The sequence below is a fragment of the Pantoea sp. ICBG 985 genome (assembly GCF_002928365.1).
GTDB classification, from domain to species: domain Bacteria; phylum Pseudomonadota; class Gammaproteobacteria; order Enterobacterales; family Enterobacteriaceae; genus Pantoea; species Pantoea dispersa.
In genome coordinates this window covers 517,221-534,830 of sequence record NZ_POWM01000002.1, presented here as the reverse complement: position 1 = coordinate 534,830, position 17,610 = coordinate 517,221, and the positions used below count along the sequence as shown (strand labels likewise).

Here is a 17,610-nt window from a genome sequence, read left to right as displayed (position 1 = left end):
AAAAAAAAACGGAGCCAGCTGGCTCCGTTGAAGTCTGCGCGTTTGCGATTAACGCAGCAGAGACAGCATGGTCTGTGGCACCTGGTTGGCCTGCGCCAGCACAGAAGAACCTGCCTGCTGCAGGATCTGCGCGCGCGACATGTTCGATACTTCTGTCGCGTAGTCAGAGTCCTGAATACGGCTGCGCGCCGATGACAGGTTGTTAACGGTGTTGTTCAGGTTGGTGATGGTGGACTCAAAGCGGTTCTGAGACGCACCCAGCAGGCTGCGCTGTGAATCGACGGCTTTGATAGCGGAGTCGATGTCTGCCAGAGGCGTACTACCGGTAGCTGCACCAGACGCGCCGCCGGTGACTGCGCCTTTCAGCACGTCAAAACCAACGGCTTCAGTAGAGCGCGCGGTACCGTTAACGGTATCGCCTGAGGTCATCGCACGGGTGTTCAGATCGGTACCGCTGGTGCCCGCTTTCGCCAGGTTGAATTTGTCGCTTGAGCTCAGGGTGATGGCGATGGTTTCGCCATCTTTCGCACCGATCTGGAAGCTGTAGTCGGTAGAGCCGGAACCGGTGTTCAGCACTTTGATGCCGTTGAAGTCGGTCTGCGACGTTACGCGGTTGATCTCTTCCATACGCTGGTTAACTTCAGCCTGGATGGAGTCGATGTCTGAAGCCGAGTTGGAGCTGTTCTGCGCCTGTACGGTCAGGTCACGTACACGCTGCAGGTTGTTGTTGATCTCGGACAGCGCGCCTTCAGCGGTCTGAGCCAGTGAGATACCGTCGTTGGCGTTACGGGCAGCAACGGTCAGGCCGTTGATGTTGGAGGTGAAGCGGTTAGCAATCGCCTGACCTGCAGCATCATCTTTGGCGCTGTTAATACGCAGACCAGAAGAGAGACGCTCAATAGCGGTACCCAGAGAAGCCTGTGACTTGGACAGGTTGTTCTGCGTGGTCAGCGACAAGGTGTTAGTGTTAATGACTGCCATGATGTTTATTCCTTAACTGATGATGAATTCAGGTCGAAAACCCGTGGCGTTCTCGCCGTCGCCAAAATTTATCGGCAGCCGCTGCGTAAGCTTTAATGATGATTTCATTAAAATTAAGCGGTAAGTAACGATCGAAGAAAATCTCAGCAGCAGAAATAAAAAAGGGCCCCATGCGGGGCCCGGTCTGTGCGCGAGAGAATTAACGCAGCAGAGACAGCATGGTCTGTGGCACCTGGTTGGCCTGTGCCAGCACCGAAGAACCTGCCTGCTGCAGGATCTGCGCGCGCGACATGTTCGACACTTCTGTCGCGTAGTCAGAATCCTGAATACGGCTGCGCGCAGCTGACAGGTTGTTCACGGTGTTGTTCAGGTTGGTGATGGTTGACTCAAAGCGGTTCTGTGAGGCACCCAGCAGGCTGCGCTGTGAGTCAACAGATTTGATGGCCGCATCGATGTCTGCCAGTGGCGTGGTGCCGGACGCTGCGCCAGACGCGCCGCCGGTGACTGCGCCTTTCAGCACGTCAAAACCAACGGCTTCAGTAGAGCGCGCGGTACCGTTAACGGTATCGCCTGAGGTCATCGCTCGGGTGTTCAGCGCGGTGCCGCTGGTGCCGGCTTTCGCCAGGTTATAACCATCGCTGGAGCTGATGGTGATGGCGATGGTTTCGCCATCTTTTGAACCCACCTGGAAGCTGTAGTCGGTAGAGCCGGAACCGGTGTTCAGCACTTTGATGCCGTTGAAGTCGGTCTGCGACGTTACGCGGTTGATCTCTTCCATACGCTGGTTAACTTCAGCCTGGATGGAGTCGATGTCTGAAGCCGAGTTGGAGCTGTTCTGCGCCTGCACGGTCAGGTCACGCACACGCTGCAGGTTGTTGTTGATCTCGGACAGCGCGCCTTCAGCGGTCTGTGCCAGAGAGATACCGTCGTTGGCGTTACGGGCAGCAACGGTCAGGCCGTTGATGTTGGAGGTAAAGCGGTTAGCAATCGCCTGACCTGCAGCATCATCTTTGGCGCTGTTAATACGCAGACCAGAAGAGAGACGCTCAATAGCGGTACCCAGAGAAGCCTGTGACTTGGACAGGTTGTTTTGCGTGGTCAGCGACAATGTGTTGGTATTGATAACGGCCATGATAAATTCCTTGAGTCAATGAGTTGAGATTCTATCGGGCTTTTGGCCCGGGGCCATTCAGCTTGCTTTGGTTATCGTCGGTGCCTGAGAAAACCTTAGCTATTTTTTTAAACCCCGAAAACAGGCCCCTATCCCTTCTTTATTTGCCTCATTGTTTTTTTATATTTTGTCTAATATTTTTCCGCTCACTGCCGATACCCTCCTCAGTGATTATCCACCTATAAAGGATTACAACATGGCAAGTGTAAGTAACCTCAATGCTGGTAATAGCCTGGGTTTGAGCGATCTGTATGACCAGCTTGAAACGGCAGAAAAAGCCAACCTGACGCCAATTACAAATCAGCAAACCTCTTATAAAGCCAAGCTGACAGCATGGGGCGTCGTGCAAACGGCACTGGCGAAAGTCCAGACAGCTGCCGCAGCGCTCAAAGACACATCTGCAATTGCCTCAACAAAAGTCAGCAGCACCAACACCGCGTTCACCGCCACGCTGGCCAATGATGCGGCGGCCGGTAACTTTTCGGTAGAAGTCACCCAACTGGCTAAAGCGCAGTCGCTGCTGTCGAAAAGCGCGACCAGTAAAGATGGCGATTTAGGCGATTCCAGCCTCGCCTCGCGCACCATCACCATTACGCAACCGGGTCAGAAAGACCCAATGACCATCACGCTGAGCAAAGATCAAACCAGCCTGACGGACATTAAAGATGCGATTAACAAACAGCAGGGCAGCGTTACCGCCAGTATTATCAAGTCCGATGACAATACCTATTATCTGGCCCTGACCTCGCGTGATACCGGCACCACCAACGAGATGACGGTTTCTACCGATGACAGCGCCCTGGCGCAGTACATTGGTTTTACCAAAGGTGGCAGCAGCAATGGTATGACGGAGCAGGTGGAAGCAGCCGATGCCAAACTGAGCATCAATGGCGTCGCCATCACCCGCAGCAGCAACACCATTACTGATGCGCCGGAAGGCGTCACGCTGAACCTGACTAAAACCAACACTGGCAGCCCGGAAACCTTATCCGTCACCAAGGATAATGCGCCGATGATCGCCGCGGTGCAGGCTTACGTTGACGCGTACAACTCGCTGCAGACCACCATCAGTAACCAGACCAAATACACCGCCGTGGATCAGGGCAGTACCTCGCAGGACTCCAGCAATGGCGATCTGTTAGGTGATGGCACGCTGCGTAACATTCAGACCAGCCTGCGCTCCAAGCTGTCCACCAGTGCCCAAAGCGGCGGCAGTATTTCCCTGCTGTCACAGATCGGCATTACCCAGGATGTGAATGGCAAGCTGACCGTCGACAGCACCAAACTTAACAAAGCGCTGGATGAAAAATCGGCGGATGTGGTCAGTTTCCTGTCCGGTGACGGCAAAACCACCGGCTTTGCGACGCAAACCAGTAACTATCTGGATCAGATTTTAGGCAGCAATGGCTCTGTACAGAACGCCACTGACGGCATCAATAAAACGCTGAAGAAACTGTCTGACGATTACGATCGGGTAAACGCACAGATTACCGCCACTATGGCGCGCTACAAGACCCAGTTCACGAACCTGAATACGCTGGTCTCATCCATGACCCAGACCCAGAACTATCTGACGCAGCAGTTCGCGAACATGAGCAGTTAACAGGAGTTAAATATGTACGCTAAATCGGGAACGCAGGCCTACGCACAGGTCGGTCTGGAAAGTGCCGTGTTAAGCGCCAGCCCACATCAGCTGGTGGTTTTACTGTTTGATGGCGCACTCAGCGCCATGAAGAAAGCCACCATTCTGATGGATCAGGGCGACATTCCCGGTAAAGGCCAGGCGCTGTCGAAAGCCATTAATATCATTACTAATGGCTTACGCGCCGGGCTGAATCATGAAGCCGGTGGAGAGATTTCTGCCAATCTGGATAATCTTTACGAGTACATGACCCGCCGTCTGCTGGAAGCCAACCTGCACAACGATCCGGCAGCGATTGCGGAAGTCGAGCGCTTGCTGAGCAACATTGCCGACGCGTGGAAACAAATTGGTCCACACGCCGTTCAGGAAGCGTAACCATGACTTCAGATAGCGACCTGCTGCAGGGGTATCAGCGTTTGCTCAGCCTGAGTAATCAGATGTTGAAACAGGCGCGCCAGGGGCACTGGGATGATTTAGTGGCCAGTGAGGCAGCTTACGTGAGCAGCGTTACGCACGTAGCGCGCGACCGTGATACCTCCGCCCTGCCTGCTGCGCTGCGTGTCCAGTTACGGCCCATGCTGAAGCAGGTGATGGACAATGAGCTTGAGATTAAGCAGTTGATGGCGACCCGCATGGAAGAGCTGCGTTCGCTGGTCCAGCAAACCACGCAGCAACAGAAAGTCACCAACGCTTATGGTCGTTTTTCCAGTCAGGTGCTTTATCCCAGCGATTTATAATCCTATCTGTCAGGGAGACGCTGTTCTCCCTGGATTCTTACCGCCCCCGCCATGCTAAGCGTTTAATTACCCCCTTAAACTGAGCCTTATTACCGCCTTGAATGATGGCAACTGTGGCACATTTAACGCAGACCTTTTCAGCCTTGCCGGCTGTATTCTCTCTTTATAAGGCAACGACATGCTCGATATCGCGGATTTAAAAGTTTTTTTTCAGGAGCCTGAAATACAGCAGCTCATCGATGACACCTGGGATAAGGTCGGTGATGCTCTGGCACAGGCGCAGGCAGAATTACCGGCAGAACTGGCCATGGCGCGCCGTGAGCTCTCTTTCCATAGCCATGTAAAATGCCTGGGTTATCTTTGCTGGTTACTCGAGCATAATAATGTAGCGGGTGACATCATTGAAATCGGCGTGTGGAAAGGGAAATCGACGGCTTTCATGAATGAGATTTGCCAGCATAAACGTCGCATTATCAGCATCGATCCCATGGAGCTGGCAAATCAGGAAAGTGAGCTGCGCTTTTATCACGAAAAGCTGTTTCCCCAGGTTAATCTCATCCGTGGCTACTCTGAATTAAGTATTGAGCGGGTGCAGGCCCTTAATCCGCGTACCGTATTACTGCATATTGACGGCGGACACGAAGGCCGCCATGTATTGCTCGATTTCCTGTTATATTCGCCCACCCTGGTGCAAGGCGGCTTTATCGTCTTTGACGATTATCGCGATCACCAGTATTCACCGCAGGTCGGTCCTGCTGTGGATTTATTACGGGCGGGTGGCTATTTTAATGGGTTCGATGTGATTGGCAGTTTGCCCGGCTTTGAAAACAGCTATTTATTGCAGAAGCGATAACCGTTCCAGCCTGATGAAATGTCCTCTCCCGCAGTCGGGAGAGGAAGAAAAGCATTTCAGCTCTGTCCCTTATTTCTCTGCCGAGACCGGCCTGAGAATCTGCGGCTCAATATCCTGAATCACCGCATCGCCAGGGCGCTTTGCCACTTCGTCCAGCGCCTGCTGGCACTCGACGGTTGGGCGTTCCACTTTACGCAGCGTCAGGCCATCGTAGTGCAGCTCACCGTTTTCCAGCGTGAGCGGCATCACGCGCGCCTGACGGTTAACGTTAACCCAGTCATCATCCAGGCGCGTCAGCTTGCCTGGTTTGGCAATCACCCGCTGCCACTGGCGGCAGTCAAGGGTAGTGCCATCAGCGCTGACGATCAGGCTGGCCATAGCCTCGCTGCTGATCAGCTTGCTCTGCGGCCCCATCGTCTGCCAGTTACCCTGCAGTTCCAGCGGTGCCGGGGTTTTTACCGCTTCGTCATAACTGTTGATTTGCGCACAGCCGCTCAGCGCCAGCGCGGCCAGTACCATCCACTTTTTCATCTTCGGTCCCTACACTCGCATCAATGGCGGCTACGTTATAATGTTTTCCCGGCGTGACGCAAGGTATCTGCGGTGGAATCCCCCTTCTCTTTCTCCGGCGCCCTCAAGCTGTTCAACTCTTCGCCGATAACCTGATGTGAAGTCTAAAGCACCTGCACCCATAACAATATTGACGACTTACTCACCCTGGTTTCGGAGAACGCTGTTATGCGATTGACCCTTCGCGCACGTCTGGCTGCGATTGTCAGCCTGCTGTGCCTGTTACTGATTATTGCTGCCGTCTGGGGAATTATCGGCCTGCGCGCTGCCGATCAGCGCGCGCAAAATGCCTATCAGAACGAGCTGCTTCCGCTGCAATACTCCTCACGCCTGTACCGCATGGTGCAGGAGCAATCCGCTACCCTGTTCGATGCGCTGCGCTACTGGACCGACAGCAGTGAAGTGGAAAAACGCCTGGCGCGCATTGCGCAGTACGGTCAGCAAATCAACGCCGATCGCCATACCTGGCAGCAGCTGGCGTTTGATGCGCAGACCAAACCGCTGAGCCAGCGCTTCCTGACCCATCTCGACGGCTGGCAGGGTGCGCTGCATGAAGCCGGTGAGCTGCTGAAAGGCGGTAACCCGTCCGCCGCACTGGTGGTCATCGAAACCCGCCTGCGCAGCGGCAGCCAGTTGCTGCAGCAGGACATTGACCAGCTGGATGCGCTGATGCGGCAGCATGCGCAGACGGCCTGGCAGCAGGGCAACCGCGACTACCTGCTGGCACGCAATAGCCTGATCGCCATCCTGCTGTTGGGTCTGAGTCTGGCGCTGGTCTCCGGCTGGCTGCTGATCCGCTCGATTAACCGTTCCATCGCCCAGGCGCGCGAACTGGCGGATGCCATTGCCGGCGGCGAGCTCAATCACCGTATCGGTACGGTAACGCGCGATGAGATGGGTGAACTGATGCAGGCGCTGCTGCGCATGGATGTGCGGCTGGCGGAGATCGTGCGCGAGGTGGGCGAAAGTGCCCATGCACTGAGCGATGCGGCACGCCAGATGGCGGATGGCAACGACGACCTGTCGGAGCGCACCCACGCGCAGGCCAGTTCGCTGGAGCAGACTGCGGCCAGTATGGAGCAGATGACCGCCACGGTGAAACACAACGCGGACAACGCCGCGCAGGCCAATGAGCTGGCAAGCGATGTGCGCCATCAGGCCGAGCGCGGCAGCGGTGTACTGCGCGACGCGGTGAGTGCGATGGAGGAGATTGAATCCTCCAGCAAGCGCATCGCGGATATCAACCGCGTGATTGATGAAATCGCCTTCCAGACCAACCTGCTGGCACTGAATGCGGCGGTAGAAGCGGCGCGCGCCGGGGAACAGGGACGCGGCTTCGCGGTAGTGGCGTCAGAGGTGCGACAGCTGGCGCAGCGTTCGGCCGGTGCCGCACAGGAGATCAAGGCGCTGATCGATGCCAGCGTGGGTAAAGTCGAAGCCGGCAGCGCGCTGGTGCAGCGCTCTGGCGAGATGCTCAACGACATCAACCACGGCGTGGCGCGCATGGTGGATATCGTTGGTGAGATCGCTGTGGCCAGCCGCCAGCAATCCAGCGGCATTGAGCAGGTGAACACCGCAGTAATCCAGATGGACGGTGCCACCCAGCAGAATGCATCGCTGGTGCAGCAGGCCAGCGCGGCCAGCCAGACGGTGAGCCAGCATGCCGGTTTGCTGGTGGAAAAAATGGCGTTCTTCCGCCTGCAGCAGCCATAAGGAGCCGCCATGAAGCGTACCATAATTGCGCTGCTGGCCGCGCTGCCGCTGCTCAGCCAGGCCGCCACCACGCTCAATATCGCCACCATTGCCAATGGTGACATGACTATCATGCAGCAGCTGTCGAGCCGTTACGAACAGCAGCATCCGGACGTGAAACTGCAGTGGCACGTGATGGATGATGGCGCCCTGCGCCAGGCGGTGCTGGCAGCCATGAACAGCGGTGACGCAAAATTTGATGTGATTACCGTGGGTACCTATGAAGCGCCGCTGTGGGGTAAAAAAGGCTGGCTGGCGCCGCTTAATAACCTGCCGCCAGAGTATGACAGCGACGATCTGCTGACGCCGGTGCGCAAAGCACTGTCCTGGCAGCAAACGCTGTACGCGCTACCGTTTTACGGGGAAAGCAGCATGACCTATTACCGCAAAGATCTGTTTGCGGCGAAAGGGCTGACCATGCCGGACGATCCCGACTGGACCGACATCAAAAATTTCGCGGCGAAACTCACCGATCCTCAGCACGGTATCTATGGCCTGTGCCTGCGCGGCCAGCCCGGCTGGGGCGATAACGTGGCCCTGCTCACCACCATGGCCAACGCCTATGGTGCGCAGTGGTTTGACGATCGCTGGCAGCCGACGCTGAATTCGCCAGAGTGGCGCGAGGTATTGACCGATTATCTGGCGATGGTGAAACAGGACGGTCCGCCGGATACGGCCAGCAATAGCTTTGGCCAGATCCTGCGTCTTACCGCACAGGGAAAATGCGCGATGTGGATCGACAGTACCGTCGCCGCCGGGCTGCTGATTAACCCGCAGATTTCGCTGGTAGCGGACAAGCTGGCGTTTGCGCCGGCGCCGGGCGGCATTACGCGCAACGGCTCGCACTGGCTGTGGTCGTGGGCGCTTGCGGTACCGGCTAACTCACCGCAGCGCGCTGCCGCCGTGGACTTCATCAGCTGGGCGACCTCGCGGCAGTATATTCAGCAGGTTGCGGATACCGTCGGCTGGGGAGCGGTGCCACCCGGCAGCCGCAACTCCACCTACCAGCAGCCAAACTACCAGCGCCTGGCGCCTTACGCCGCTCAGGTGCGCAGCGCGATTGAATCCGCCACCGTCGATCAACCGACATTGAACACCGTACCTTACACCGGTGTGCAGTACGTCAGTATTGCTGGCTTTGATCAGATGGGTAACGCCGTCGGGCAGAATCTGGCGGCGCTGCTGCAGGGCAAGCTGACGGTGGACCAAACGCTGGAAAAAAATCAGCAGGACGTGACGCGCCTGCAAGCCGCACAGCAGTAAACATTCGGGGTTCCTGACAAGTCGCCGTGTGCGGGTTACACTAACGCGCAATTTGACCGGCAGGAACCCCCGAATGAAAACCCCTGAAGAGTATTACGCCCTGGCCCGCAGCCTGTTTTTCACCGCCCACCCTGATTTTCAGTCCGCGCTGGATGAACTGAGTGAGAGTGATGCGCGCGCCGCCAATATGTCCCTGCGTGAACTGCGCGCGTGGCACGCCGAGCGCATCTATGCCGCGTTTCTGCGTCAGAAGAAGCTCGACGGCATTCTGTTCTCCATCCAGCTGGCGGAACCGGATAAAGCAGTTGCTGCACAAGCGATTGAAACCTATCTGAAATCTCACGCGGAAGCGTTAGGTATGACGTGGGAAGAGTTCTGTATTAAGAACGAGTTATAAGCGATGCACTGATAAAAAGGCGATCGGAGAGAAATTTCCGGGGAAAAAGTTGTACAAGATGGGAAAAGTTGTATAACTTAATACTCACGACGACTGTCGTCGATTGTCCTTGAACGAAAGGTGCTATTGCACCGCCTCTGGAGGTGTTGCTGGATTTCCACCTCCAGAGGTTCGATTTTTTGCGTAGGCCCTCTGCTTTTGCCCGCTTTGTTCCCCTGTCGTTGCATCTTTACGCCGCGCTGTTTCACCCGTATGAAAATAATTGCCGCCATGCCGCTTGTCACTGGTTTTATTTACAGTAATATGACGCTCCCACTTTGATTACTGGAATGCCCTGATGTTTGTGGAGCTGATTTACGACAAGCGCAACGTAGCCGGTTTACCGGGCGCGCGCGAAATGATTTTGCAGGAGCTGGAGAAACGCGTGCAGCGCGTCTTTCCGGATCTGGAGGTGCGGGTTAAGCCGATGGAGCGTAATGCCATCGAAACCGATATGAGTAAAAACGACAAGGCGACGATTGCGCGTATTGTTGAAGAGATGTTCGATGAAGCCGAGATGTGGCTGGTGGCCGATTAGGCCACCAGCTGCCGCGTTTAGCTTTCCTGCTCGCTGTGATTGATGGCGATTTCCAGATCCTGAATCGCCTGATCGATATCATCCAGCAGCTGTCCCTGCTTGTTGATCAGCGCATCGAAACGCGTGGCGTACTCTTTATCCTTATACTCCCCGGCATCAAAGGCCAGCCAGTGGCTGGAAAGCGTCTCAGTGTTGGTCTGCGCATAGTGACGCATCTCTTTTAGCTGTGAGGTGACATCACGCAGGTAGTCAGTTTTGGTTTTGATTGCCTCTGTATCACTCATGCTATTTTCCTTTTTGCTGATAAAGCCAGTTAAAATAACGCCTGAGCAATTAAAGTTAGCAGATAATAGCGAAGCCGCCTGCAGAATTATCTTAACTTAGTCTCCATTCGTGGCTGATTGCGATGAATTGACGTCAGATTTAGCGCTTTTCTTTCGCTACAGACTGTTGCCTTCGCACCTATAATGGCACCCCAGCCCCGATCATCCGGAGAATGCACTGTGTCGACTGAACCTTTCAATCCTGGTTATTACACCGAACATGAGCTGAACAGTTTCGGCTTTAAACACGTCGGCAGGCAGGTCATGGTGGCAAAAAACTGCACCATTATTGGCCTGCACAATATCACCCTTGGCGATCACGTGCGCATCGACGGATTCTCGACCCTCGTGGCTGCCGGCGACGGGTATCTGACGCTTGGCTCCTACATTCATATTGGCGGTTACTGCGCCGTACTGGCGGGTGCCGGTGTGGAAATGGCGGATTTCTCGGGGCTTTCGCAGGGCGTAAAAATCTACTCGAAAAGTGATGACTACAGTGGGGAATTCATGACCAATCCCACCGTGCCTGCCCACCTGACCGGCGTCACCTCGGGGAAAGTGGTGCTGGGCCGACATGTTATCGTCGGTTCGCAATCCATTATTATGCCAGGCCTTAGGCTGGCAGAGGGAACGGCGGTAGGCGCCAATTCACTGATAACGCGCGATACCGAAGCGTGGTCGATCTACTTCGGCTCGCCCGCTAAAAAGATTAATAGCCGGCAGCGAAATCCGCTGGAACTGGAAAGGCAGATCACGCGACCGAACGGGTGATCAGGGCATCCCTGCCCGTCTGAATTACAGATACTTCTTCGCCAGCGCAATCAGTTCATCCTTTGCGGCGCTGCCCAGCTTCAGCACGCCCTGTTCAACAAAGCTGAAAGCCTGGACAAAGTCCTTCACCCCGGCGCTGATATCCTGCGCCACCGCATCACTGGCGGCAGTAGCAGTAACTGGCGCGTCGGGGACAGCAACCGGTGCGGCGGCCTGCGCGTTGCGCACGCCAGGCGTGGCGGCCGCTGAGGCGCCTGCGCTGGCCGAGCCGTTCGCCAGCGTATCCTGCGTTGCCAGCTGCTGATCGAGATCGACCGGAGCATCCGCATGAAACGGTTGCTCAGCGCTGGCTGGCGCTGCCGGTTGCGCGGCTGGCGTTGCGGCTGCCGGCGGCGTTGCTGGCTGGGCAACGCTGTCAGCTGCGCTGTCAGCGGCAGCTGGCGCGCTGGCCGTTTCGTTGGCAAAACTCTCCAGCGGTGACAATTCCTGTTGCGCCGCAGCGCTGGTTGGGTTGATGACAGTTTGATCGCTCATAATTTTCTCCTTATTGCTAAATAAAGACCGCAGTTGATGCAAACGGACTGCGATCCGCTCGGTAATACGCATCAGGTCCTCCTTAGCGCCGCTGCTGTGGCGCGGTTTGCTGCCCGGCCGGCGGCGTGGAGGGCGTTGTGGTGTGGCTGGCGCTGCGCGGCGGCTGAGCATCCAGCTTTTTCTGCAGCTCAACCAGCTGGCTGGTCAGTTCGGCGACCTTTGCTTCGCGTCGATCGGAGATCGCCCGGTACTGCTGGCGAATCTCCTCCACGCGCCGGTTGGCGTCGTTATTGACGTAAAGAAACAGAATGGTCATCGCCACACACAGCAGCGATAACAGCATCAGCAGGCCACCCAGCATCAGATGACGGCGGTGGCTTCGCACCAGCAGTTCACTGTTTATCTGCACCATCGCGGTTCTCCTCCAGAGTGGTGATCAATTGATTAATCTGGCTGCGAAACTTATCGCTGTGCTCGGCTTCGGTGGTCGCCAGCAGGATACCGAGTGCGTTCTTAATCAAACGCAGATCGGTCTCCAGCGATGAGATACGCCGCAGGTTTTTGTCGTGACGGATACGCAGTTCATCGTTTTCCTGGCGCATCAGCGCATGGCTCTCCTTGAGAAGCAGCACCTGCTCTTTGTAGCTGGTGATGATCTCGCCGCCCGCGCGATTGCTGGTAACGATTGACGCGATCCCCGCCATCAGGGGTTTCCAGAACACCGCTGCCGCGCCACCGCCAAGCAGCAGTGCGCCTACGCTGGTGACCAAACTACTCTCCATGCCCTACCTCTCTCACCTGGCGAGGGTTAGCCGGACACCCCGCTGACCTCCCTCGCCAGTATCACGGCCAGCGGCATATTTAAGTTTACTTTAAATAATGATTTTAAGTATACTTAAGACAAGCCTGGAGGAGTTGTCAAGATGATGAAAAAAGAATCTGGTGGTGAGCGCATTCGCCAGCGCCGTAAGGCACTGAAATTAACGCAGCAGGCGCTGGCCAATGGCATTGGCGTGTCGCACGTTGCGGTTTCGCAGTGGGAGAAAGAAGAGACGGTGCCGCGCGGTGAGCATCTGCTGCGGCTGGCGGAGTTGTTGCAGTGTAGCGCGGCGTGGATTATTGATGGCGACGGCCAGCCGTTTGCCAATACGCACGCTTCCCCCGCTCTCACTGCCGTGCCGCTGGTCACGCTGGTGCAGGCCGCGGACTGGCTGAATGAGCAGCGACTGCAGTGGCAGCAGGAGGCTGTCCGCTTTCTTTACAGTGACGAAGCGCTGAGCGACAGTGCGCTGGCGGTTACGCTGGAAGATGACGCCATGAACCCGGCGTATCGCGCCGGCGACCGGTTGATTTTTGATCCGCAACGCGTGCCCCAGCCGGGCGATGTGGTGCTGGCGCGGGTTGACGACGTCGCGATGGTGCGACTTATTCGGATGCACGACGAGCAAATTTTCTCGTTACGGCCGCTGAACGAAGATTTTCCCGTGCAGCAGAGTCAGAAAAGTTCGCTGGAACTGATTGGCACGCTGGTGGAAATGCGGCGGCGCGGCAGCCGCTGAAGCAGCAAAAAACCCGCCACGCGGCGGGTCAAATCCAACAAAAGACTACGGCAAAAATCACAACGTGTCGGTGAGATGATCGACGATCACCCTTCCCTCGGGATCGGTTTGCGTTATACGGTAACTAACGCGATAAGAGCGACGGTTACTCAGTTTATCGAACAGCGCCACGCTGCCCTTTTGCTCACCGTTGGCACCGACAATGTGCCATTCGGTGACATCTTCCTGTCCACGGTTATGCAGGCGTAACAAGCTCTGCTCAACTAAACGATCGCTTTCATCAATCTTCAAATAATCACGCAACATCTTTATCACCTCCGGTTAACCCGGCTAACGATACGCTTTTCATTTATCCTTTCAATCGAATTTATTTATCGTTAACCTCGCTGAACAGCGGTTGAGTAAAAATTCCACCTGAAGTGCCCTGCCAGCCGCTTCGGTTAAGTGGAATTTAATAAAATAGTTAACGATTACGCGTCTCAGCGCTGGACAGATCCTGCCGTCTGGCTGTTAATGTAAGGCAAAATAACGATAGCGCCGGACAATCTCATGCTGACTACCATCCTTTACCGCAGCCACCTCTATGATCACGTTCCCATCAAAACGCTGGAGGATATGGTTGGCAAAGCCAATAAGAAAAACGAAGTTTCAGATGTCACCGGCATTCTGTTGTTTGATGGGCGACATTTCTTCCAGCTGCTTGAAGGACCCGATCAGGCCGTTCAGGGCATTTACGACCGTATCTGCCGCGACGCCCGCCATCACAATCTGGTGGAACTGATGCATGACTTCGCGCCAGCCCGGCGCTTTGGTAACGTCGGTATGGAGCTGTTTGACCTGCGCGAGCATGACAAATCCAGCGTGCTACAGGCGGTACTGGATAAAGGCACTTCGCGTTACCAGCTCACCTATGACGACCGTGCACTGCAGTTCCTGCGTACCTTCGTTGAGGCGCGGGAAAAAGAGAACTATTTCGAGATCCCGCCGGCGAATACCTGGGAATTTATCACTGATGCGGAAAGCCAGCGTCAGCTGGAGAGTCTGCACCATTATGTGCAGGATTGCCGGTTTGCGTTTCAGCCGATTGTTGATCCCTTCTCACGGCGTATTACGGCCTATGAAGCACTGATTCGCACACCGGACGGCGGTTCACCGCAGGAGTACTTCTCTGCGTTTGGCGGTGATGCGATTTACCATGCTGATATTCAGTCCAAAAGTCTGGCCTTCAACCTGGCGAAAAATCTCGGCCTCGGCGAGCAGACGCTGACCATCAATCTGCTGCCGATGTCGCTGGTCACCGTCCCGAATGCGGTGGATTTCCTGCTGCAGGAAATCGCGGCCAACGGTCTGGTACCGGAGCAGATCGTGGTGGAAGTGACGGAGAATGAAATCATCTCGCGTGCTGAAGAATTTACGGCAGAAGTAAGAAAACTTAAGGCGGCCGGTATCAGCCTGGCGCTGGATGACTTTGGTGCCGGGTTTGCGGGGTTGTCGCTGCTGTCTAAATTCCAGCCGGATAAGATCAAAATCGATCGGGAAATCATCAGTGACGTGCACAAAAGCGGCCCAAAACAGGCGATTGTACATGCCATTATTAAGTGCTGCGCTTCGCTGGAGATCGCGGTGATTGCTGAAGGCGTGGAGAAAGCCGAGGAGTGGATGTGGCTGGAAGCGGTCGGTGTCAGTCAATTCCAGGGCTATCTGTTTGCCCGCCCACAGTTTAATGGTTTCCCGGCAGTAGCCTGGCCGGAGATTAAGTAACCGGCAAAGCTGACCGCCGTAACGGCGGTCACAGGCTTAACACTCAGTCTCACGCGCCGGTTCTTCCAGCCGTTCACTGAGCACTACGTACTTCATCATCTCAAAGGTACGCTGCGTCATTGGCACCGCGCTGCACGGGCGAAACCAGCCAAACTGCTTCTGGTACAGCCACACTTCCGGATGACGCTCGCCATCTTTAATCCAGTAATAACCATCATTCATAGGTTTGCCCAGCGGCCTGCGCCGCGAATCAGACATTCATGCGTGCCCGATAAAGTGATACGCCCTCTGGCGTAATGAGTAACCCTGCTTGCATGAAAGCTTACTCCAGCTAAATACTGTAGCAGAGAATAGAGGCAATTGTGCATTTCACGCTGGGCTTATTCAGGCAGGAAACGAGACGCGAAGAGAATAAATGCCCCTAAGCTAAGGGGCGAAACAAACAGGCAACTAAACGTCCGTGTTTCGGCAATGGAGTGGAGTACGACAGACACAGGTTTCAGGAAGCGATATCGTCAGGCGTGCGCTGAACAATAAGTTCCAGTGCCTGGCGATAAATATCCAGCTGAACCACGTCATGTTCAGACTCTAATCGCTCCAGCAGCGCCAGAATAATATCTTTATTGCTCACGCGCAGTTTCACCGCCGCCAGCTGTTTGTAAATCAGCGCGATGATCTCTTTTTCACTGGCATATTCTGAGCCGGCGTGCTGAAAATATTCTGACAATTGAGACTCTGTTGACGCCAATGCATTCTGTTCCATAACAAGCCTCATCGGGTGAGCTGCAGTGCAAACTGCAGTGATTAATCGGTTACTCAGGTTAAATTTTTGAATCAGCACAGGTAAAAAAGCAGCCTCTGAAAGTGGAAATCCACAACACCTTCAGAGGCGATGCAAAGCATCATTCGTTACGTGTGACTGACTGCCACAAGCAAGAAGTTATACAAAGACGGAAAACTTGTACAACAATTTAGTTAGCATTTCGTGTGGTCAGAGGAGATTTGCACAATAATTTCGCCATTCTCTTCAACAATAAATCACCATTTTCGCAGGAAAAATCATGCAGTTAACCTGAATAAAATATCAGGCGCTGTGCTAAGCCTCTCTTTCTGCTCAACAAAATTATTTTTACTCCTTGCTGACGTGTGCACTTCTATACAGCCCCCATAAACTTGTACAACTTTGCAAAACTGTACAATTTAGCCGTTCTGCGTGTAGAGTGTGAAAACGATTACGGCCGCCAGAAACGGCCAGCGATCAGCTAAAATTCATCACAACAAAACCCCTGCTGGAGAGAAAGATGAAACAACACGAGACCAACAAGGAGCGTAAAAACGAGGGCGAGGTACACAAGGGTTTACCGGAAGCCGCGCCGCATGCAGGTAATGCTTATGAGGAAGATGATCATCCAGCCCATGATGATGCTCGTGAGCACGGCGAAATCCCGCGTACACGCGATGACAGTCAGGATGACAAAAAAGATCCTTATCAGGATCAGTAAAATACCTTCGATGATATCTGGACCGACCCACCGGATGTTATTTTCGTGGCCGCTGACTGCTGGCGTTAATAAGCGAAGCGGCAACCGAGATTGATCATTGAGTTTAATTAAGACATTATTTTGCGGAAATTAGAGAAGGCGTGCCTTCATTCATTTCTGGAGAGCACTGATGGATACGGGTTTTTACTGGGTAGGCAGCAGCACAACTGAGCCTGAGGTATGGTACTGGGATGCTGGACGCGGTTTTTATCGCCCGATGGAGCCGATACCGCTTTCTCTGCCTCGTTTTAAATCTGCCGGTTTTAAACTTCTCAGTGGCAAACTGATGCCACCGGAAGAGGTGCAATCTGCTTAGGTTTTCGTCTGCAGGTGAGAATATTGTCAGTTACGCTGTTAAGCGCAGCGTAGCTGAACTATATTCCTGTGAGGAGGACATGATAATGCAGGAAGGATTTTATTGGGTGCAGCGCGGCGCAGAACAGCCAGAAGTCTGGTTTTTCTCAACCAGTGGAGAAGGTGCCTGGTTTGAACCCACCAAAAACGATGCCATCAGCAAGCAACGCTTCGCTGAACAGGGCTACAGGACGATCAGCGAAAAACTGTCACTGCCCTGACCCTGACGAAACCGCCTCTCTCAGGCGGTTTTTTATTGCGCGCCGCTAGACCTGCATGCTCATGATCTCGCTGTAGGCATTCACCAGCTTGTTACGCACCTGAATCCCCATCTGCATCGAAATCGACGATTTCTGCAGATCGACCATCACATCATTCAACTGGATGCCCGGTTTACCCAGCTCAAAATCCTGCGCCTGACTGCGCGCAGCGGTCTGGGTGGCGCTGATTTTATCCAGCGCGGCTTTCATGGTGGCACCAAAATCGAGCTGACTGGCGGACTCGGTCGGTTTGCCACTGGCCTGCAGTGACGTCAGCTGCAGCTGCTGCAGTACGCCATCTATTGCCTGAATTGACATTGCCTGTACCTCATAGATGAAGGGTTCTTTTTTTCACGGAGGAAAAGTTAACACACTGTCAATAGGACAAAGGCGCTAAATGACTGCAAAAAACCCGGCTTATCCAGCCATCGAAGTGACACGATTCATCAAATAATGCCAGGCATTAGATTGGAATTTCATTTTTTCCCCTACCCCGTCGGCCAGCTACACGGCATCAACGGGCGGGGATGCGTATCAGGGAGTCAGTTTTGTCACCTACATACA

The 17,610-nt window shown here is 54.7% G+C and carries 25 protein-coding genes; 14 read left to right on the top strand and 11 right to left on the bottom strand.

All coding sequences use genetic code 11. The features are described from left to right. Nucleotides 1-48: 48 nt before the first annotated feature. Both C1Y42_RS08530 and C1Y42_RS08525 read right to left on the bottom strand, forming a co-directional pair. A complete protein-coding gene (locus tag C1Y42_RS08530) occupies nucleotides 49-981 on the bottom strand; it encodes a flagellin (RefSeq protein ID WP_058771165.1) in 933 nt (310 codons plus the stop codon). A 199-nt stretch (nucleotides 982-1,180) separates the two neighbouring features. Further along, complete coding sequence (locus C1Y42_RS08525; protein ID WP_058757414.1) at nucleotides 1,181-2,113, bottom strand: flagellin; 933 nt, start codon at nucleotides 2,111-2,113, stop codon at nucleotides 1,181-1,183. A 235-nt stretch (nucleotides 2,114-2,348) separates the two neighbouring features. Between C1Y42_RS08525 and fliD the strand changes: the two genes are divergently transcribed. From fliD to C1Y42_RS08505, 4 genes are all read left to right on the top strand, one after another. Then, nucleotides 2,349-3,755, top strand: coding sequence for a flagellar filament capping protein FliD (fliD, locus tag C1Y42_RS08520; RefSeq protein WP_021509890.1), 1,407 nt, complete (start codon nucleotides 2,349-2,351; stop codon nucleotides 3,753-3,755). Nucleotides 3,756-3,767: 12 nt separating this feature from the next. Next, complete coding sequence (fliS, locus tag C1Y42_RS08515) at nucleotides 3,768-4,169, top strand: flagellar export chaperone FliS (protein WP_021509889.1); 402 nt, start codon at nucleotides 3,768-3,770, stop codon at nucleotides 4,167-4,169. Nucleotides 4,170-4,171: 2 nt separating this feature from the next. Next, nucleotides 4,172-4,531 (top strand): flagella biosynthesis regulatory protein FliT, encoded by a 360-nt coding sequence (gene fliT / locus C1Y42_RS08510; RefSeq protein ID WP_104093187.1) that lies wholly within the window; start codon nucleotides 4,172-4,174, stop codon nucleotides 4,529-4,531. A 178-nt stretch (nucleotides 4,532-4,709) separates the two neighbouring features. Then, nucleotides 4,710-5,384 (top strand): class I SAM-dependent methyltransferase, encoded by a 675-nt coding sequence (locus C1Y42_RS08505; protein WP_058757411.1) that lies wholly within the window; start codon nucleotides 4,710-4,712, stop codon nucleotides 5,382-5,384. Nucleotides 5,385-5,453: 69 nt separating this feature from the next. Here the strand turns inward: C1Y42_RS08505 and yedD are convergent, their stop codons facing one another. Continuing rightward, on the bottom strand, nucleotides 5,454-5,915 hold the full coding sequence (gene yedD, locus C1Y42_RS08500; protein WP_104093186.1) for a lipoprotein YedD: 462 nt from the start codon (nucleotides 5,913-5,915) through the stop codon (nucleotides 5,454-5,456). Between the two features lie 207 nt (nucleotides 5,916-6,122). On the opposite strand from yedD, the gene C1Y42_RS08495 reads away from it, so the two are divergent. From C1Y42_RS08495 to C1Y42_RS08480, 4 genes are all read left to right on the top strand, one after another. Beyond that, on the top strand, nucleotides 6,123-7,667 hold the full coding sequence (locus tag C1Y42_RS08495; protein ID WP_058771162.1) for a methyl-accepting chemotaxis protein: 1,545 nt from the start codon (nucleotides 6,123-6,125) through the stop codon (nucleotides 7,665-7,667). Nucleotides 7,668-7,676: 9 nt separating this feature from the next. Next, nucleotides 7,677-8,969, top strand: coding sequence for a sugar ABC transporter substrate-binding protein (locus C1Y42_RS08490; RefSeq protein WP_058780709.1), 1,293 nt, complete (start codon nucleotides 7,677-7,679; stop codon nucleotides 8,967-8,969). 73 nt (nucleotides 8,970-9,042) lie between these two features. Beyond that, nucleotides 9,043-9,366 carry a DUF6388 family protein gene (locus C1Y42_RS08485; RefSeq protein ID WP_058776037.1) on the top strand — a complete coding sequence of 108 codons (324 nt, stop codon included), beginning with the start codon at nucleotides 9,043-9,045 and terminating at the stop codon, nucleotides 9,364-9,366. Nucleotides 9,367-9,703: 337 nt separating this feature from the next. Next, nucleotides 9,704-9,943 carry a DinI-like family protein gene (locus C1Y42_RS08480; protein WP_021509882.1) on the top strand — a complete coding sequence of 80 codons (240 nt, stop codon included), beginning with the start codon at nucleotides 9,704-9,706 and terminating at the stop codon, nucleotides 9,941-9,943. A gap of 17 nt (nucleotides 9,944-9,960) precedes the next feature. Here C1Y42_RS08480 and C1Y42_RS08475 read toward each other — a convergent pair whose 3' ends face one another. Next, nucleotides 9,961-10,227 carry a hypothetical protein gene (locus tag C1Y42_RS08475; protein ID WP_021509881.1) on the bottom strand — a complete coding sequence of 89 codons (267 nt, stop codon included), beginning with the start codon at nucleotides 10,225-10,227 and terminating at the stop codon, nucleotides 9,961-9,963. A gap of 219 nt (nucleotides 10,228-10,446) precedes the next feature. Between C1Y42_RS08475 and C1Y42_RS08470 the strand changes: the two genes are divergently transcribed. Continuing rightward, nucleotides 10,447-11,037, top strand: coding sequence for an acyltransferase (locus C1Y42_RS08470; protein ID WP_233210692.1), 591 nt, complete (start codon nucleotides 10,447-10,449; stop codon nucleotides 11,035-11,037). A 24-nt stretch (nucleotides 11,038-11,061) separates the two neighbouring features. Here C1Y42_RS08470 and C1Y42_RS08465 read toward each other — a convergent pair whose 3' ends face one another. From C1Y42_RS08465 to C1Y42_RS08455, 3 genes are all read right to left on the bottom strand, one after another. Then, complete coding sequence (locus C1Y42_RS08465; RefSeq protein ID WP_059009610.1) at nucleotides 11,062-11,571, bottom strand: hypothetical protein; 510 nt, start codon at nucleotides 11,569-11,571, stop codon at nucleotides 11,062-11,064. 82 nt (nucleotides 11,572-11,653) lie between these two features. Continuing rightward, nucleotides 11,654-11,983: a hypothetical protein gene (locus C1Y42_RS08460; protein WP_104093185.1), complete on the bottom strand. Its 330-nt coding sequence runs from the start codon at nucleotides 11,981-11,983 to the stop codon at nucleotides 11,654-11,656. Further along, on the bottom strand, nucleotides 11,964-12,353 hold the full coding sequence (locus C1Y42_RS08455) for a hypothetical protein (RefSeq protein ID WP_031280179.1): 390 nt from the start codon (nucleotides 12,351-12,353) through the stop codon (nucleotides 11,964-11,966). Before C1Y42_RS08455 ends, C1Y42_RS08460 begins: the two co-directional genes overlap by 20 nt. A gap of 141 nt (nucleotides 12,354-12,494) precedes the next feature. Here C1Y42_RS08455 and C1Y42_RS08450 point away from each other — a divergent pair, with 141 nt between their 5' ends. Next, nucleotides 12,495-13,130 (top strand): S24 family peptidase, encoded by a 636-nt coding sequence (locus C1Y42_RS08450; protein ID WP_104093184.1) that lies wholly within the window; start codon nucleotides 12,495-12,497, stop codon nucleotides 13,128-13,130. Between the two features lie 57 nt (nucleotides 13,131-13,187). On the opposite strand, the gene C1Y42_RS08445 is transcribed toward C1Y42_RS08450, so the two are convergent. Next, a complete protein-coding gene (locus C1Y42_RS08445) occupies nucleotides 13,188-13,436 on the bottom strand; it encodes a hypothetical protein (protein ID WP_021509875.1) in 249 nt (82 codons plus the stop codon). 243 nt (nucleotides 13,437-13,679) lie between these two features. Between C1Y42_RS08445 and C1Y42_RS08440 the strand changes: the two genes are divergently transcribed. Then, nucleotides 13,680-14,891 carry a diguanylate phosphodiesterase gene (locus C1Y42_RS08440; RefSeq protein WP_058776032.1) on the top strand — a complete coding sequence of 404 codons (1,212 nt, stop codon included), beginning with the start codon at nucleotides 13,680-13,682 and terminating at the stop codon, nucleotides 14,889-14,891. Nucleotides 14,892-14,927: 36 nt separating this feature from the next. Here C1Y42_RS08440 and C1Y42_RS08435 read toward each other — a convergent pair whose 3' ends face one another. Together C1Y42_RS08435 and C1Y42_RS08430 are read right to left on the bottom strand one after the other, a co-directional pair. Then, the gene (locus C1Y42_RS08435) at nucleotides 14,928-15,149 is read right to left on the bottom strand and encodes a hypothetical protein (protein WP_058771156.1); all 222 of its coding nucleotides are present in this window, start codon (nucleotides 15,147-15,149) and stop codon (nucleotides 14,928-14,930) included. Between the two features lie 241 nt (nucleotides 15,150-15,390). Beyond that, nucleotides 15,391-15,618: a biofilm/acid-resistance regulator YmgB/AriR gene (locus tag C1Y42_RS08430; RefSeq protein ID WP_010618634.1), complete on the bottom strand. Its 228-nt coding sequence runs from the start codon at nucleotides 15,616-15,618 to the stop codon at nucleotides 15,391-15,393. 574 nt (nucleotides 15,619-16,192) lie between these two features. On the opposite strand from C1Y42_RS08430, the gene C1Y42_RS08425 reads away from it, so the two are divergent. The 3 genes from C1Y42_RS08425 (at nucleotide 16,193) to C1Y42_RS23565 (ending at nucleotide 17,007) form a co-directional block, all read left to right on the top strand. Next, complete coding sequence (locus tag C1Y42_RS08425) at nucleotides 16,193-16,393, top strand: hypothetical protein (protein ID WP_058757398.1); 201 nt, start codon at nucleotides 16,193-16,195, stop codon at nucleotides 16,391-16,393. Between the two features lie 169 nt (nucleotides 16,394-16,562). Beyond that, nucleotides 16,563-16,748 carry a hypothetical protein gene (locus C1Y42_RS23405; protein ID WP_058785645.1) on the top strand — a complete coding sequence of 62 codons (186 nt, stop codon included), beginning with the start codon at nucleotides 16,563-16,565 and terminating at the stop codon, nucleotides 16,746-16,748. Nucleotides 16,749-16,833: 85 nt separating this feature from the next. Next, nucleotides 16,834-17,007 carry a hypothetical protein gene (locus C1Y42_RS23565; RefSeq protein WP_158251397.1) on the top strand — a complete coding sequence of 58 codons (174 nt, stop codon included), beginning with the start codon at nucleotides 16,834-16,836 and terminating at the stop codon, nucleotides 17,005-17,007. A gap of 45 nt (nucleotides 17,008-17,052) precedes the next feature. Here the strand turns inward: C1Y42_RS23565 and fliE are convergent, their stop codons facing one another. After that, nucleotides 17,053-17,364: a flagellar hook-basal body complex protein FliE gene (fliE, locus tag C1Y42_RS08420; RefSeq protein WP_021509871.1), complete on the bottom strand. Its 312-nt coding sequence runs from the start codon at nucleotides 17,362-17,364 to the stop codon at nucleotides 17,053-17,055. Nucleotides 17,365-17,610: the final 246 nt, after the last annotated feature.

Coding starts and splice junctions, on each gene's coding strand:
- C1Y42_RS08530 (WP_058771165.1), bottom strand. CDS start 981: ATGGCAGTCATTAACACTAACACCTTGTCGCTGACCACGCAGAACAAC.
- C1Y42_RS08525 (WP_058757414.1), bottom strand. CDS start 2,113: ATGGCCGTTATCAATACCAACACATTGTCGCTGACCACGCAAAACAAC.
- fliD (WP_021509890.1), top strand. CDS start 2,349: ATGGCAAGTGTAAGTAACCTCAATGCTGGTAATAGCCTGGGTTTGAGC.
- fliS (WP_021509889.1), top strand. CDS start 3,768: ATGTACGCTAAATCGGGAACGCAGGCCTACGCACAGGTCGGTCTGGAA.
- fliT (WP_104093187.1), top strand. CDS start 4,172: ATGACTTCAGATAGCGACCTGCTGCAGGGGTATCAGCGTTTGCTCAGC.
- C1Y42_RS08505 (WP_058757411.1), top strand. CDS start 4,710: ATGCTCGATATCGCGGATTTAAAAGTTTTTTTTCAGGAGCCTGAAATA.
- yedD (WP_104093186.1), bottom strand. CDS start 5,915: ATGAAAAAGTGGATGGTACTGGCCGCGCTGGCGCTGAGCGGCTGTGCG.
- C1Y42_RS08495 (WP_058771162.1), top strand. CDS start 6,123: ATGCGATTGACCCTTCGCGCACGTCTGGCTGCGATTGTCAGCCTGCTG.
- C1Y42_RS08490 (WP_058780709.1), top strand. CDS start 7,677: ATGAAGCGTACCATAATTGCGCTGCTGGCCGCGCTGCCGCTGCTCAGC.
- C1Y42_RS08485 (WP_058776037.1), top strand. CDS start 9,043: ATGAAAACCCCTGAAGAGTATTACGCCCTGGCCCGCAGCCTGTTTTTC.
- C1Y42_RS08480 (WP_021509882.1), top strand. CDS start 9,704: ATGTTTGTGGAGCTGATTTACGACAAGCGCAACGTAGCCGGTTTACCG.
- C1Y42_RS08475 (WP_021509881.1), bottom strand. CDS start 10,227: ATGAGTGATACAGAGGCAATCAAAACCAAAACTGACTACCTGCGTGAT.
- C1Y42_RS08465 (WP_059009610.1), bottom strand. CDS start 11,571: ATGAGCGATCAAACTGTCATCAACCCAACCAGCGCTGCGGCGCAACAG.
- C1Y42_RS08460 (WP_104093185.1), bottom strand. CDS start 11,983: ATGGTGCAGATAAACAGTGAACTGCTGGTGCGAAGCCACCGCCGTCAT.
- C1Y42_RS08455 (WP_031280179.1), bottom strand. CDS start 12,353: ATGGAGAGTAGTTTGGTCACCAGCGTAGGCGCACTGCTGCTTGGCGGT.
- C1Y42_RS08450 (WP_104093184.1), top strand. CDS start 12,495: ATGATGAAAAAAGAATCTGGTGGTGAGCGCATTCGCCAGCGCCGTAAG.
- C1Y42_RS08445 (WP_021509875.1), bottom strand. CDS start 13,436: ATGTTGCGTGATTATTTGAAGATTGATGAAAGCGATCGTTTAGTTGAG.
- C1Y42_RS08440 (WP_058776032.1), top strand. CDS start 13,680: ATGCTGACTACCATCCTTTACCGCAGCCACCTCTATGATCACGTTCCC.
- C1Y42_RS08435 (WP_058771156.1), bottom strand. CDS start 15,149: ATGTCTGATTCGCGGCGCAGGCCGCTGGGCAAACCTATGAATGATGGT.
- C1Y42_RS08425 (WP_058757398.1), top strand. CDS start 16,193: ATGAAACAACACGAGACCAACAAGGAGCGTAAAAACGAGGGCGAGGTA.
- C1Y42_RS23405 (WP_058785645.1), top strand. CDS start 16,563: ATGGATACGGGTTTTTACTGGGTAGGCAGCAGCACAACTGAGCCTGAG.
- C1Y42_RS23565 (WP_158251397.1), top strand. CDS start 16,834: ATGCAGGAAGGATTTTATTGGGTGCAGCGCGGCGCAGAACAGCCAGAA.
- fliE (WP_021509871.1), bottom strand. CDS start 17,364: ATGTCAATTCAGGCAATAGATGGCGTACTGCAGCAGCTGCAGCTGACG.